This window comes from Pseudonocardia wallangbongensis (assembly GCF_054486945.1).
Window position 1 is genome coordinate 77,257 of sequence record NZ_JBRERS010000019.1, and the last position, 13,460, is coordinate 90,716.

Sequence of the window (13,460 nt, forward strand, 5' to 3'; positions counted from 1 at the left end):
GGGGACGATCATGACAACGACAGCGCCGAAACCGGGCGGCACCGGCGTCGACAAGCAGGGCCTCACGGAGATGTCGTGGGATCCGATCACCAGGATCGTCGGGAGCCTCGGCATCTACACCAAGATCGACTTTCCGCAGCAGCGCGTCGTCGAGTGCCACTCGACGTCCTCGATCTTCCGCGGTTACTCGATCTTCATGAAGGGCAAGGACCCGCGGGACGCGCACTTCATCACCAGCCGCATCTGCGGGATCTGCGGCGACAACCACGCGACCTGCTCGGTCTACAACCAGAACATGGCCTACGGCGTGCGTCCACCGCATCTGGGCGAGTGGATCGTCAACCTCGGCGAGGCCGCCGAGTACATGTTCGACCACAACATCTTCCAGGAGAACCTGGTCGGGGTGGACTACTGCGAGCGGATGGTCGGGGAGACCAACCCCGGAGTCCTCGAGCAGGCCAACCGGACCGAGGCCCCGCACGGCGCGGAGCACGGCTACCGCACGATCGGTGACATCATGCGGGCCCTCAACCCGTTCACCGGGGATTTCTACCGCGAGGCATTGCAGGTCAGCCGCTACACCCGCGAGATGTTCTGCCTGATGGAGGGGCGCCACGTGCACCCCTCCACGCTCTACCCGGGTGGTGTCGGCACCGTCGCCACCGTCCAGCTGTTCACCGACTACTACACGCGGCTCATGCGCTACGTGGAGTTCATGAAGCGGGTCGTGCCGATGCACGACGACCTGTTCGACTTCATGTACGAGGCGCTGCCCGGTTACGAGGACGTCGGGCGACGCCGGGTGCTGCTGGGGTGCTGGGGCGCGTTCAACGACCCGGAGCACTGCGACTTCCAGTACCGCACCATGACCAACTGGGGCCGGCGGATGTTCGTCACCCCTGGCGTCGTCGTCGACGGCGAGCTCGTGACCACCGACCTGGTCGAGATCGGGCTGGGCATCCGGATCCTGCTCGGCAGCTCGTTCTACCGGGACTGGGAGGACCAGGAGATCTTCGCGACGCACGACCCGCTGGGCAACCCGGTCGACCGCCGCCACCCCTGGAACCAGCACACGATCCCCGCGCCGCAGAAGCGCGACTTCGACGACAAGTACAGCTGGACGATGTCGCCACGCTGGTTCGACGGCACCGACCACCTCGCCCTGGACACCGGCGGCGGCCCGCTGGCCCGGCTGTGGGCCACCGCGCTGGCCGGGCTCGTGGACATCGGGTTCGTGAAGGCCACCGGGCAGAGCGTGCAGATCAACCTGCCGCGCACGGTGCTCAAGCCCGAGGTGAGCTTCGAGTGGCGGATCCCGCGCGACCGTCAGGGTCAGCCGCTGTCCAACGCCATCGAGCGCAACCGGGCCCGCACCTACTTCCAGGCCTACGCCGCCGCGTGCGCCCTGCACTTCGTCGAGAAGGCGCTCGCCGAGGTCCGCGCGGGCCACACCAAGACGTGGGAGAAGTTCACCGTCCCGGACGAGGCCCTGTCGGTCGGCTTCACCGAGGCCGTCCGCGGGGTGCTGTCCCACCACATGGTGATCCGCGGGGGCAAGATCGCGAACTACCACCCGTACCCGCCGACGCCGTGGAACGGCAGCGTCCGCGACAGCTTCGGCACCCCGGGGCCCTACGAGGACGCCGTGCAGAACACCCCGATCTTCGAGGAGAGCCGCGGCGACGACTTCAAGGGCATCGACATCATGCGCGCCGTCCGCAGCTTCGACCCGTGCCTGCCGTGCGGGGTGCACATGTACACCGGCTCGGGCAAGCCGCTGTTCCGCATGACCTCGCCGTCGATGCTCAACGACGTCTGAGGCCGGGCGACGATGGCGTCCACCGACCTCGATCCGCAGGGGCTCGCCGCACGCGTCGAGGAGCTGCTGGAGGGGATCACCACGGAGGGCGGCCCGGCCGTCGGGCACGCCGCCGAGGAGCTGGTCCGCGTCCTCATGCGGTTCTACGGCAGCGGGCTCGAGCAGGTGGTGTCGGTCGTCCGGGCCGGGGCCGGCGACACGATCGTGCACCGGCTGGCGGCCGACCCGCTGGTCGCGGCCCTGCTCGCGCTGCACGACCTGCATCCGGTGCCGGTGCGGCAACGGTTGGAGCACGCGCTCGTGACCGCGCGGCGCCGGCTCGGGTCGCACGGCTCCGGCCTCCAGCTGGCCGACCTGGACGCCGCCGGGCGCGTGCACGTCGAGATCTCCGGCGGCGGCTGCGGTGCCGACACCGTGAAGGACGTCGTCACGACGGCGATCGAGGAGCTCGCCCCGGAGGTCGCCGGCGTGGTGTTCGACACCGTCCCGGCCGGGCCGGCGCTGCTGCAGATCGGGATGCGGCCGCCGGAGGGTGCGCGGACGTGACGGCGCTCGGGTCCCTGCGCCGGCTGCTCGCCGAGCCCGACACCACGGTCCCGGTGCCGGAGGTGTGCGAGCTGTGCGCCACCCCGGTACCGGCCGAGCACCCGCACCTGGTGCAGGTGGAGCAGCGGCGGCTGTTGTGCGCCTGCGGGCCGTGCGCGTTCCTGTTCGACAACCCGGGCGCCGGCGCCGGCGAGTACCGGCGGGTGCCGGACCGCTACCTGTCCGACCCCGGGTTCCGGCTCGGCGACGCCCGGTGGGACGCGCTGCAGATCCCGGTGAGCATCGCGTTCTTCCTGCGGAACTCGGCGCGCGACGCGATCGTCGCCTGCTACCCGGGGCCGGCCGGGGCCACCGAGAGCGAGCTCGGCCTCGACGCGTGGGAGTCCGGCGTCGGCACGAGCCGGCTGGCCGCCGCGCTGACCCCGGACGTCGAGGCGCTGCTCGTCCGGCACGGGCGGGATCACGACGAGTGCCTGCTCGTCCCGGTCGACACCTGCTACCGGCTGGTCGGGCTGGTGCGCCGGCACTGGAAGGGCTTCGACGGCGGCACCGAGGCGTGGCAGGAGATCGACGCCTTCTTCGAGGATCTGCGCGACGCCGCCCGACCGGTGACCGAGCTGCCGTCGGGAGGTGCCTGAGGTGTTGCGGTTCACCTGCACCGGGTCGCGACCGGAGGCCTACGCGGCAGGCCCGTCGATACTGCTCGACCTGCGGATCGACGAGGCCGCCGGCCAGCGGGTGCACGCGGTCGCGCTGCGCACCCAGATCCGCATCGAACCGCGCGGGCGCACGTACACGCCGGACGAGGCCGCGAAGCTCACCGACCTGTTCGGCGAGCCGTCCCGCTGGGGCGAGACCCTCAACCCGCTGCAGCTCGCGACGATCGCGAGCACCGTCCCGGGCTTCTCCGGCTCGACCACCGTGGCCATTCCCGTGCCGCTCACCTACGACCTGGACATCGCGGCGACGAAGTACTTCCACGGTCTGTCCGACGCACCGGACGAGGAGCGCGGCGTCCCGCTCCTGCTGCTGTTCTCGGGCAGCGTCTTCTACGCCGGTCCGGACGGGGTGCAGGTCGGGCCGGTCGCCTGGCACGAGGAGGCGACCCACCTGCTCCCGGCGTCGGTCTGGCGGGCCGCCGTGGACGAGCACTTCCCCGGCTCGGCGTGGGTGCGGGTACGCCGGGACACCGTCGACGCGCTGGCCGGCTATCGCTCCGAGCACGTGCTGCGGGACTGGGACGACACGATCCTGCGGCTGCTGAAGGATGCCGGCTCGTGAGCGGGCCCGCACTCACCGCCGCCCTGGACGAGGTGGCCGCCGTTGCCGACGCGGTGCTGTTCGAGGGCTACCTGCTCTACCCGTACCGGGCATCGGCCCAGAAGAACCGGCTGCGCTGGCAGTTCGGCGTCCTGACCCCCCCGGCCGACCCGGGCGAGCCCACCGCCAGCCGCACCGAGTGCCTCCTGGAGCCGGGCCGCGGTCCGGGCGTCCTGCACGTCCGGCTGCGCTGCCTGCAGCTGCAGGCCCGCACCCCGCACGACGCGGCGGGCCGGGCGGTGGACGAGCTGGCCGTCGACGATCGGCGCCACCTGCGGTTCGAGGAGGGGGTACCCCGCGAGCTCGACGCCGAGCTGGCCGTCGCCGACCTGATCGCCGGCCCGTGCCCGGTGCCGGTGCGGCTGACCGGGGACCGCTGCGTCGAGCAGCTGCACGACGCCGCCGGGGCCGTGGTCGGCACGCTCGTGCGCGAGAGCTGGCCCGTTGTCGGGCGGATCGTCGTCACGGCGCTGGAGGTGCCGGGGCCGAGCCCGCTGCTGCGGGTGCGGCTGGACGTCGTCAACGAGGGCGACTGCGGTGCCGGCGCGCCGCGCGAGCAGGTGCTGCGATCCTCGCTGATCGCCGCGCACACGCTGGTCGCGGCCCGACCGGGCAGGTTCCTGTCGCTCACCGACCCGCCGCAGTGGGCCGCGCCGTTCGCCGCGGAGTGCGTCAACGAGCACACCTGGCCGGTGCTCGCCGGGCCGCCGGACCGCGCTGACCTGCTGCTGTCCTCGCCGATCATCCTGGCCGACCACCCGCAGCTCGCCCCGGAGAGCACCCTGAACCTATTCGACGGGCTGGAGAACGACGAGATCCTCACCCTGCGAACGCTCGTGCTCACCGATGAGGAGAAGGCCGAGGCGCGGGCCACCGACCCGCGTGCCGCCGCGATCATCGAGGCGGTCGACCGGATGCCGCCGGAGATCATCGACCGGCTGCACGGCGCGATCCGGTCGATGCGCCCCGCCGGCGCCGACAGCCCCGTGGAGCAGCCCCCCGACCGGCTGCCCTGGTGGGACCCCGCCGCCGACACCGCGGTGGACCCGGAGACCGACTCCGTGTCGGTCGGCGGTGTCGCGGTGGCGAAGGGCAGCCGTGTCGTGCTCCGGCCGGGCCCCGGCGGGGACGCACACGACCTGTTCCTCGCCGGGCTGCCCGCCACCGTCCACGCGGTCGTCCACGACGTCGACGGCGGCGTGCACGTCGCCGTCTCGCTGGACGGCGACAGCGACGCGCACGCGATGCAGCTCGCGCACGGGCGGTTCCGGTACTTCCGCCCCGACGAGCTGGAGGTGGCGACGTGACCGGCCCGGGCACCGGGCGGGTGCTGGTGGCCGGCGTCGGCAACGTGCTGCTGTCCGACGACGGGTTCGGCGTCGAGGTCGTGCGCGCGCTGCGCGGGCGGGACCTGCCGCCGGCTGTCGAGCTGGTGGACGCCGGGATCCGCGGGATGCACCTGGCCTACCAGCTCCTCGACGGCTACGCCGCGCTCGTCCTGGTGGACACCGTGCAGCGGGACAGCCCGCCCGGGACGGTCCACACCCTCGAACACGACCTCGGCAACGGGGACGACCACCGGCCGGCCGCGGCCTGGGACGCGCACGGGATGGACCCGGCGTCGGTGCTGGCTCAGCTGGACGGGCTCGCGGCCGCGACCGGTGCCGTACGACCGGTGACCCGGGTGCTGGTGATCGGGTGCGAGCCCGCACGGCTCACCGACGGCATCGGGCTCAGCCCACCGGTCGCGGCCGCGGTCGGGCCGGCCGTCGACGCCGTCCTCGGCCTCGTCGCGCACCTCGCACGGACCGAAGGAGCCACCCGATGAGACGACTGTTCCTGTTCGCCGCGCTGCTCGCGCTCGCTGCTGCCGTCGTGCTCGCCGTGCAGTCCCGCGGTGAGATCGCCCGCTACCGCGACATGCGCCGGATGTAGTCCGGCGGGGAGGAGAGCGTCATGTGCTTGGGCATCCCCGGGGAGGTGATCGAGCTGATGCCCGATCACGAGGACCTCGCGATGGTGAGCGTGGAGGGCGTCAAGCGCGCGGTGAACATCGGCCTGCTGCGCGAGGACGGCGAGCTGGACCTGCAGCCCGGTGACTGGATCCTCATCCACGTCGGGTTCGCCCTCTCCAAGATCGACGAGCAGGAGGCGAAGGCGTCGCTGGACTTCCTGACCGGCCTCGGGGACGCCTACACCGACGAGCTGGAGGCGCTCGCGGCGAGTGATGTCACATGAGGTTCGTCGACGAGTTCCGCGACGCCGAGCTGGCCCGCGTCCTGGCCGGGAAGATCGCCGCGCTGTGCGAGCCCGGCCGCCGCTACAAGTTCATGGAGGTGTGCGGCGGGCACACGCACACGATCTACAAGCACGGGTTGGAGGACTACCTGCCCGACACCGTCGCGCTGGTGCACGGCCCCGGCTGCCCGGTGTGCGTCATCCCGATGGGCCGCGTGGACGACGCCATCGCGATCGCCGAGCAGGACGAGGTCATCCTCACCTCGTTCGGCGACATGATGAGGGTGCCCGGCGGCCGGGGCTCGTTCTTCGACTCCAAGGCCGCGGGTGCCGACATCAGGATGGTCTACTCGCCCCTGGACGCGCTGAAGATCGCCCGGAAGAACCCCGACAAGCGGGTGGTCTTCATGGCCATCGGCTTCGAGACCACGGCACCGTCCACCGCGATGACCGTGCTGCGGGCCGCCGCCGACGAGCTGGACAACTTCTCGGTCTTCTGCAACCACGTCACGATCCTCCCGGCGATCAAGGCCATCCTCGACTCCCCCGACCTGCGGCTGGACGGGTTCATCGGCCCCGGCCACGTCTCGACCGTGATCGGCTGCCGGCCGTACGAGTGGATCGCCCGCGACGCCGGGAAACCCCTGGTCTGCGCGGGGTTCGAACCGCTGGACATCCTGCAGTCGGTCTACCAGCTGCTCCTGCAGCTGCACGAGGGCCGCTGCGAGGTGGAGAACCAGTACGCGCGGGTGGTGCCGTGGGAGGGGAACACCAGGGCGCTGCAGGTGATCGGTGAGGTCATGGAGCTGCGGCCGTACTTCGAGTGGCGGGGGCTCGGGTTCATCTCGCACTCCGCGCTGCAGGTGAAGCAGGCGTACGCGGCGTTCGACGCCGAGCGGATCTTCCAGGTTCCGGGCGTGCGGGTGGCCGACCCGAAGGCCTGCCAGTGCGGCGAGGTGCTCAAGGGCGTGCTCAAGCCGTGGGAGTGCAAGGTCTTCGGCACGGCGTGTACCCCGGAGACGCCGATCGGGACCTGCATGGTCTCGTCGGAGGGGGCCTGCGCCGCGTACTACAACTTCGGCCGCTTCAGCCGAACCCGGCTGCAGGAGGCGAGCCGGGCATGACCACGCACGACCTGGGCCCGAGCATCCCGACCCGAGCGAGCTGGGCGGAGGAGGCGGTCGCGGCGCACGCCGGTGCCGAGCACCTCACCCGCGAGGAGCAGGTGCTGGCCCGCATCGCCAAGGCCCGAACCCGCAGAGCGCGGATCAAGGAGGAGCGGATCACGCTCGCCCACGGCGCCGGCGGCAAGGCCACCCAGACGCTGGTCGAGGCGGTGTTCCTCGACGCGTTCCGCAACCCCGTGCTGGAACGGCTGGAGGACGGGGCGCAGCTCGCCACCGCCGCCGGGCGGCTGGCGTTCACCACCGACTCCTACGTGGTGTCGCCGATCTTCTTCCCCGGCGGCGACATCGGCGACCTCGCCGTGAACGGCACCGTCAACGACCTCGCGATGTGCGGGGCGCGGCCGCTCTACCTGTCCTGCGGGTTCATCCTCGAGGAGGGCTTCCCGGTCGCGGACCTGCAGCGGATCGTGGCGTCGATGGCGGCAGCCGCCCAGCGGGCCGGTGTGCAGATCGTCACCGGCGACACCAAGGTGGTCGAGCGCGGCAAGGCCGACGGCTGCTACGTCAACACCGCCGGCGTGGGCGTGCTGGAGCGGCCGGTGACCCTGTCGGCGGCCGCCGCGCAGCCCGGGGACGCGGTGCTGGTGTCCGGCCCGATCGGCGACCACGGGGTCACCGTGATGCTGGCGCGCGGCGAGCTGGACATCGAGGCCGACATCGAGTCCGACACCGCACCGCTGCACGAGATCGCCGCCGCCGTGCTGGACGCCGCGGGGGACGGGGTGCGGATGCTGCGCGACGCCACCCGCGGCGGCGTGGCCACCATCTGCAACGAGGTGGCGGCCGCCTCGCAGGTCGCCGTGGTGCTGGACGAGGCATCGGTGCCGGTCCGCCCCGTCGTCAACGGTGCGGCCGAGCTGCTGGGCATCGACCCGCTGTACGTGGCGTGCGAGGGCAGGTTCGTCGCCGTGGTCGCGCCGGACCGGACCGAGGCCGCGCTCGCCGCGCTGCGCGCCCACCCGCTCGGCGCCGAGGCGGCCGTGATCGGCCGGGTGGCCGCCGACCCGCCGGGCCTGGTGCTGCTGCACACGGCCTTCGGCGGCACGCGGATCGTGGACCTGCTGGTCGGCGACCCGCTGCCCCGGATCTGCTGAGACACCGCGACCGACGTGCACGAGTTGTCGATCACGCAGAGCGTCGTCACGGCCGTGGCGGAGCGGCTGCCCGACGCGCGGATCCGACGGGTCCGGCTCGAGGTCGGGCAGCTGTCCGGCCTGGTACCCGACGCGATGCGGTTCTGCTTCGAGCTGGTCGCCGCGGGCACCGTGTGCGAGGGCGCCGACCTGGAGATCGACGAGGCGCCCGGCCTCGCCCGCTGCCGCAGCTGCGGCGTCGACTTCACGACCGCGGAGGTGCTGCCGCTGTGCGACTGCGGCAGCGCGGACGTCGAGGTGCTGGGCGGACGCGAGCTACGCATTCGAGACGTGGAGGTGGTGTGAGATGTGCACGACCTGCGGTTGCTCCGACGGCACCGGGGTCCGGCTCTCGGTGCCGGACCACGACCACGACGACGGGCACGGGCACGGCCATGGGCACGAGCGGACCGTCGCCCTCGAGATCGACCTGCTCGCGAAGAACGACGACCTCGCCGAGCGGAACCGCCGCCGCCTGGGCGAGCTCGGCGTCACGGCGCTGAACCTGATGAGCTCCCCCGGGTCGGGGAAGACCACCCTGCTGGAACGCACGATCCACGACATGGGTGCCCGGCTGCCCTGCGCCGTACTGGAGGGCGACCAGGAGACGCAGCTCGACGCCCGCCGGATCGGCGCGACCGGAGCGCCGGTCGTGCAGATCAACACCGGAGCGGGGTGCCATCTCGACGCGACGATGGTGGCCGCCGGGCTCGACCGGCTCGACCCGTCGCCGGGATCGCTGCTGTTCGTGGAGAACGTGGGCAACCTCGTGTGCCCGGCGCTGTTCGACCTGGGCGAGTCGGCCCGCGTCGTGATCATGTCGGTGACCGAAGGGGCCGACAAACCACTCAAGTACCCCCACATGTTCCGCACGGCGGACCTGATGCTGATCAACAAGATCGACCTGCTCCCGTACGTCGACTTCGACGTGGCCGACTGCGTGGGGTACGCCCGCCGGGCCAGCCCCCGCGTGCAGGTGATCGAGGTGTCGGCCACCCGCGGCGACGGGCTCGACCACTGGTACACCTGGCTCGACGCCACCCGGCTAAGGACCGCCGCCCCGTGACGTCGCGGCCACCGCGACCTGTCCGAGCGCGATGCCGCCGTCGTTGCACGGCAACCGCGAGTGCACGAGTGCCCGCAGCCCGGCGTCCCGGAGCCGGCCGGTGACGCCCTCCAGCAGGCGCACGTTCTGGAACACCCCGCCGGACAGCGCCACCGTGTCCCGCCCGGCCGCCCCGGCCGCCTCGACCGCCGCCCGGGCCAGCACATCGGCGAGACCTTCGTGGAACCGCGCCGCGACGAGCGGGACCGGGGCGTCCCGGCGCAGGTCGGCGACGACGGCGGTGACGAGATCACCCGCCCGGATCAGCCCGCCCTCGACCCGGGCCGGATAGCCCTCGCACGCCGGCACCGCCGCGGCGCGCTGCTCCAGCTCGATGGCCGCCTGCCCTTCGTACGTCACGGTGTCGCGTACTCCCGCAAGCGCCGCGACCGCGTCGAACAGCCGCCCGACGCTCGTCGTGACCGGCTGGTGCAGCGCTCCGGACCGGCCGGCGTCCAGCAGCCGCTCCACCTGCTGCCACCGACCGGCGTTGCGCTGCGCCACCGCGAGTCCCGCGCCCGTCAGCCCGGTGGCGCGCAGCCACGCGGCGGCGGTTCGCCACGGCTCCCGGATCGCGGTGGCCCCGCCCGGGAGCGTCACCGGCTCCAGGTGAGCGAGTCGCCGGAACCCCGTCAACGCGACGTCGAGCACCTCGCCGCCCCACAGCGTGCCGTCCGTGCCGTAGCCCAGCCCGTCACAGGCGAGCCCGATGACCGGGCCCGGCTCGCCGTTCTCGGCCAGGCAGCCGGCGAGGTGCGCGTGGTGGTGCTGCACGCCCACCAGCTCCACCCGCGGGTCGGCCTCCGCCCGCGCGAACGCGTACTTCGTGGACAGGTACTCCGGGTGCAGGTCGTGGGCCAGCAACAGCGGTGCCGCGTCGAGCAGCTGCTGCAGGTGCGCGATCCCGTCGGTGTAGGCGGCGAGGGTCTCCGCGTTCTCCAGATCGCCGATGTGGTGGGAGACGAACGCCTCCGACCCGCGCAGCACGCAGAACGTGTTCTTCAGCTCGGCGCCACAACCCAGCACGGGCCGCTCCGCGGTCACGGCGAGCGCGATCGGCTCCGGCGCGTACCCGCGCGACCGGCGCACCGGATACGGCCGACCGCCCACGACACGCACCACCGAGTCGTCCGCGCGGGTGCGGATGGGCCGGTCGTGGGTCAGGAACGCGTCCGCGATGCCGGCGAGCCGCCCCATGGCGTCGTCGTCCCGGTGGGCGATGGGCTCGTCGGAGACGTTCCCGCTGGTCAGGACGATCGGTGCGGCAACGTCGTCGAGCAGGAGGTGGTGCAGCGGGGTGTAGGGCAGGAGCACACCCACGTGGTCGTTGCCCGGGGCGACGGCGGCTGCCAGCGGCGCGTCCGGGCGGCGGCGCAGCAGGACGATCGGGGCGCGTCGGGAGGTGAGCTCCGCGGCCTCGCCCGGGCCGACGGCGGCCAGCGCGCGGGCACCGGCGAGCCCGGGGACGAGCACCGCGAACGGCTTGTCCTCGCGGTGCTTCCGGGCCCGCAGCGCCGCGACCGCCGCCTCGTCGGCCGCGAGCGCGGCCAGGTGGTAGCCGCCGAGTCCCTTGACGGCGAGCACCGCGCCGTCCCGCAGGGCGGCCGCGGCAGCGCGCACGGGATCGCCGCCACCGCCCGTGAACCGCAGGGTGGGGCCGCAGTCCGGGCAGCAGATCGGCTGCGCGTGGAAGCGCCGGTCGGCCGGGTCGTGGTACTCGGCGGCACACGCCGGGCACATCGGGAACCCGGCCATCGTGGTGGCCGGGCGGTCGTAGGGCACCCCGGTGACGATCGTGAACCGTGGGCCGCAGTTGGTGCAGGTGACGAACGGGTGGCGGTATCGGCGGTCCCCCGGGTCACGCAGCTCCGCCACGCAGTCGGCGCACGTGGCGGTGTCCGCGGCGACCAGGGCGGCCAGCCGCCCGTTGACGGCGCTCGCGGTGATCCCGAAGCCGGTCCCCCCACACGGCGCGACCGGCTCCGCGTTCACCGCCGTCACGCACGCGAGCGGCGGGGGCCGCTCGCGCAGCACCGCGACCAGCTCGGCGACCGCCTCCTCCCGGCCTTCGGCCTCGATCACCACGCCGGCCTCGTCGTTGCCGACGAACCCGGCGAGCCCCAAGCGCAGCGCCGTGCCGTGCACGAACGGCCGAAAACCGACACCCTGCACGATGCCGCTGACCCGGATCCGGGACCGGACGATCACGGCAGGCGGAGGTCGGCGAGGGAGAGCTGCACCAACTCCCACAGCACGTGGTAGGTGGTGGTCTGGGCTTCCTGGATGCGGTGCACGGAGTCCGAGGACATCACGAACAGGTGGTCGATCTCGCCGCGCGCCGCCGCCTCGGCCATCGCGCCGCCGCGGTATCCGGCCAGGCCGACGGTGAGCAGCCCGCGCTCGTGCGCGACGGTCAGGGCCCGCAGGACGTTCGCCGAGCCGCCACTGGTGGACAGGCCCATGGCCACGTCGTCCGGCCGGCCCGCGGCGGCGAGGGGCCGAGCGAACACGTTCTCGAACCCGACGTCGTTGGCCAGTGCGGTGAGCGTGGCGACGTCCGCAGCGAGCGCCGACGCGGGGACGGGGACGGTGCCCGGCCCGCCGGCCACGAACATCGTGGCCACGGCGGCCGCGTCCGTGCTGGAGCCACCGTTGCCGAAGACGAACAGCCGCCCGCCCGCGGCGAACCGGGCGGCCATCGCCCCGGCACAGGCCGCGATCCGGTCCCCGTCGGCGGCGACGACGTCCTGGCGCAGCCGGCCGATCTCGGCCACCTTCTCGGCCGTCGACCGCGCGACCTCGGCGATCAGCACGTCCCGGTCGGCGCTCCCGCGGTGCAGGAACGGGTAGAGCGAGTCGGTGCTCACGTCGCGGCCACCGTCGCGATCGCCTCGCCCGCGTGCACGAGCACCGTGTCGCCGACGGCCGCGTCGACCAGCGCGACGCTGACCTCCTCCGTGCCGGCACCGGTGTCGACGCGGGCCAGGCCGCCCGGCAGCAGCGCGGTCACGACGACCGGCACCGCGGCGTCGGAGCAGGTGATGCACACCTCGCCCGGGTGCTCGTCGGGAATCATGCGAGCACCTCCGGCGCGTCGAGGAACACGTGCACCAGCTCCCAGAGCACGTGGTAGCCGGTCACGTGGCCCTCGCGGACGATCCGCGGGTCCTCGGCCGCCACCGTCAGCACGTGGTCGACGCCGCGCACGGCTGCGACCGGGCCCGGGCGAGTGCCGCGCAGGACGACCGTGAGCAGACCGCGGTCCCGCGCGGCCACGAGCGCGGCCGCCACGTCGGGTGCGTCGTCGACGGCGACGACGGCGAGCGCGATGTCGGCCGCCTCGCCGAACAGCTCCACCTCCGCGGCGTACCCGGCCGTTCCCGGCAGCACGAGTGCCGGCAGCGCGCGTTTACCGACGATCACCGGGTGCACGAACTCGACGACGACGTGCGCGGCGTCCGCTGCGGACACCCCGCTGCCGAACGCGATCAACCGGCCGCCGCGGTGGAACCGGCACGCCATCGCGTGGCACGCGACGGACAGCGCACGCGGGTCACCAGCCAGCAGGCCGGTCGGAACCGACCGTCGGGCGAACGCCGCCACAGCGTCCGCACCGTTCGGCGCTGCCGCCACGATCCGCGACACCGGCACCGTCGATGGCGTGGCCGGATACCTGGTCATGTCCCCTCCCTTCGTGTATGCCCCGGATCTTCGAGGTGATGCGCGCATACCGTTCGAGGAACACATGCAGGGCCTCGTGTGTCTGGCACAGGCTCGCCACCAGCTCGTCGAGCACCGTGACCCCGTCGGCCGTCACGAAGTACGTCCGCTTCGCCGGCCCCACGTCCGATGTGTGCCACTCGGACCGAACCAGGCCCTGCCTCTCCATCCCACGCAACGCGCGATACACGCCGCCCGCATCGCCATCGCCGTCATGCATCGGCCGCAACCGCGACACCAGTTCGTAGCCGTGGTCGGGATGCTCCCGCAGAAGCAGCAGCAGGCACGGTTGCACGAAGTTGCGTGGTTCGAGCTCGGCCATGGGCTCGACGCCCTTCATCGGCGGTGGTGGACGCCTTCCGATGCATCCTTACACCGTGTGATACCCGCCA

General features: G+C 72.9%; 16 protein-coding genes. 11 read left to right on the forward strand and 5 right to left on the reverse strand.

What is annotated here, in order from left to right; translation table 11 throughout:
• Positions 1 to 10 precede the first annotated feature (10 nt).
• From ACU436_RS39385 to hypB, 11 genes are all read left to right on the forward strand, one after another.
• A complete protein-coding gene (locus ACU436_RS39385) occupies positions 11 to 1,819 on the forward strand; it encodes a nickel-dependent hydrogenase large subunit (protein WP_459032238.1) in 1,809 nt (602 codons plus the stop codon).
• 12 nt (positions 1,820 to 1,831) lie between these two features.
• On the forward strand, positions 1,832 to 2,365 hold the full coding sequence (locus ACU436_RS39390) for a NifU family protein (RefSeq protein WP_459032239.1): 534 nt from the start codon (positions 1,832 to 1,834) through the stop codon (positions 2,363 to 2,365).
• A complete protein-coding gene (locus ACU436_RS39395) occupies positions 2,362 to 3,003 on the forward strand; it encodes a DUF5947 family protein (protein ID WP_459032240.1) in 642 nt (213 codons plus the stop codon). Before ACU436_RS39390 ends, ACU436_RS39395 begins: the two co-directional genes overlap by 4 nt.
• Positions 2,996 to 3,646 carry a DUF6084 family protein gene (locus tag ACU436_RS39400; RefSeq protein WP_459032241.1) on the forward strand — a complete coding sequence of 217 codons (651 nt, stop codon included), beginning with the start codon at positions 2,996 to 2,998 and terminating at the stop codon, positions 3,644 to 3,646. The genes ACU436_RS39395 and ACU436_RS39400 overlap by 8 nt, the downstream gene beginning before the upstream one ends.
• Positions 3,643 to 4,992, forward strand: coding sequence for a hypothetical protein (locus ACU436_RS39405; RefSeq protein WP_459032242.1), 1,350 nt, complete (start codon positions 3,643 to 3,645; stop codon positions 4,990 to 4,992). The genes ACU436_RS39400 and ACU436_RS39405 overlap by 4 nt, the downstream gene beginning before the upstream one ends.
• Entirely contained in the window at positions 4,989 to 5,513 is a 525-nt protein-coding gene (locus ACU436_RS39410; protein WP_459032243.1) for a hydrogenase maturation protease, read from the forward strand. The genes ACU436_RS39405 and ACU436_RS39410 overlap by 4 nt, the downstream gene beginning before the upstream one ends.
• 128 nt (positions 5,514 to 5,641) lie before the next feature.
• Positions 5,642 to 5,923, forward strand: coding sequence for a HypC/HybG/HupF family hydrogenase formation chaperone (locus ACU436_RS39415; RefSeq protein ID WP_459032244.1), 282 nt, complete (start codon positions 5,642 to 5,644; stop codon positions 5,921 to 5,923).
• Positions 5,920 to 7,047: a hydrogenase formation protein HypD gene (hypD, locus tag ACU436_RS39420; protein WP_459032245.1), complete on the forward strand. Its 1,128-nt coding sequence runs from the start codon at positions 5,920 to 5,922 to the stop codon at positions 7,045 to 7,047. The genes ACU436_RS39415 and hypD overlap by 4 nt, the downstream gene beginning before the upstream one ends.
• The gene (gene hypE, locus ACU436_RS39425; RefSeq protein WP_459032246.1) at positions 7,044 to 8,204 is read left to right on the forward strand and encodes a hydrogenase expression/formation protein HypE; all 1,161 of its coding nucleotides are present in this window, start codon (positions 7,044 to 7,046) and stop codon (positions 8,202 to 8,204) included. Before hypD ends, hypE begins: the two co-directional genes overlap by 4 nt.
• 15 nt (positions 8,205 to 8,219) lie before the next feature.
• On the forward strand, positions 8,220 to 8,549 hold the full coding sequence (locus tag ACU436_RS39430) for a hydrogenase maturation nickel metallochaperone HypA/HybF (protein WP_459032247.1): 330 nt from the start codon (positions 8,220 to 8,222) through the stop codon (positions 8,547 to 8,549).
• Position 8,550: 1 nt separating this feature from the next.
• Positions 8,551 to 9,309 carry a hydrogenase nickel incorporation protein HypB gene (gene hypB / locus ACU436_RS39435; RefSeq protein WP_459032248.1) on the forward strand — a complete coding sequence of 253 codons (759 nt, stop codon included), beginning with the start codon at positions 8,551 to 8,553 and terminating at the stop codon, positions 9,307 to 9,309.
• Here the strand turns inward: hypB and hypF are convergent.
• The 5 genes from hypF to ACU436_RS39460 are packed head-to-tail and all read right to left on the reverse strand — an operon-like array spanning position 9,289 to position 13,408.
• The gene (gene hypF, locus ACU436_RS39440; RefSeq protein WP_459032249.1) at positions 9,289 to 11,556 is read right to left on the reverse strand and encodes a carbamoyltransferase HypF; all 2,268 of its coding nucleotides are present in this window, start codon (positions 11,554 to 11,556) and stop codon (positions 9,289 to 9,291) included. The genes hypB and hypF overlap by 21 nt on opposite strands.
• On the reverse strand, positions 11,553 to 12,215 hold the full coding sequence (locus tag ACU436_RS39445; protein ID WP_459032250.1) for a D-sedoheptulose-7-phosphate isomerase: 663 nt from the start codon (positions 12,213 to 12,215) through the stop codon (positions 11,553 to 11,555). The genes hypF and ACU436_RS39445 overlap by 4 nt, the downstream gene beginning before the upstream one ends.
• Positions 12,212 to 12,424 carry a HypC/HybG/HupF family hydrogenase formation chaperone gene (locus ACU436_RS39450; RefSeq protein WP_459032251.1) on the reverse strand — a complete coding sequence of 71 codons (213 nt, stop codon included), beginning with the start codon at positions 12,422 to 12,424 and terminating at the stop codon, positions 12,212 to 12,214. Before ACU436_RS39450 ends, ACU436_RS39445 begins: the two co-directional genes overlap by 4 nt.
• Positions 12,421 to 12,951 carry a phosphoheptose isomerase gene (locus ACU436_RS39455; RefSeq protein ID WP_459032252.1) on the reverse strand — a complete coding sequence of 177 codons (531 nt, stop codon included), beginning with the start codon at positions 12,949 to 12,951 and terminating at the stop codon, positions 12,421 to 12,423. The genes ACU436_RS39450 and ACU436_RS39455 overlap by 4 nt, the downstream gene beginning before the upstream one ends.
• On the reverse strand, positions 12,902 to 13,408 hold the full coding sequence (locus tag ACU436_RS39460) for a PadR family transcriptional regulator (protein WP_459032253.1): 507 nt from the start codon (positions 13,406 to 13,408) through the stop codon (positions 12,902 to 12,904). Before ACU436_RS39460 ends, ACU436_RS39455 begins: the two co-directional genes overlap by 50 nt.
• Positions 13,409 to 13,460 lie beyond the last annotated feature (52 nt).

Bases quoted from the DNA above. Each gene is read 5' to 3' on its own strand.
- hypE (WP_459032246.1), top strand. From the start codon at position 7,044: ATGACCACGCACGACCTGGGCCCGAGCATCCCGACCCGAGCGAGCTGG.
- ACU436_RS39415 (WP_459032244.1), top strand. From the start codon at position 5,642: ATGTGCTTGGGCATCCCCGGGGAGGTGATCGAGCTGATGCCCGATCAC.
- ACU436_RS39385 (WP_459032238.1), top strand. From the start codon at position 11: ATGACAACGACAGCGCCGAAACCGGGCGGCACCGGCGTCGACAAGCAG.
- hypB (WP_459032248.1), top strand. From the start codon at position 8,551: ATGTGCACGACCTGCGGTTGCTCCGACGGCACCGGGGTCCGGCTCTCG.
- ACU436_RS39390 (WP_459032239.1), top strand. From the start codon at position 1,832: ATGGCGTCCACCGACCTCGATCCGCAGGGGCTCGCCGCACGCGTCGAG.
- ACU436_RS39460 (WP_459032253.1), bottom strand. From the start codon at position 13,408: ATGAAGGGCGTCGAGCCCATGGCCGAGCTCGAACCACGCAACTTCGTG.
- hypD (WP_459032245.1), top strand. From the start codon at position 5,920: ATGAGGTTCGTCGACGAGTTCCGCGACGCCGAGCTGGCCCGCGTCCTG.
- ACU436_RS39450 (WP_459032251.1), bottom strand. From the start codon at position 12,424: ATGATTCCCGACGAGCACCCGGGCGAGGTGTGCATCACCTGCTCCGAC.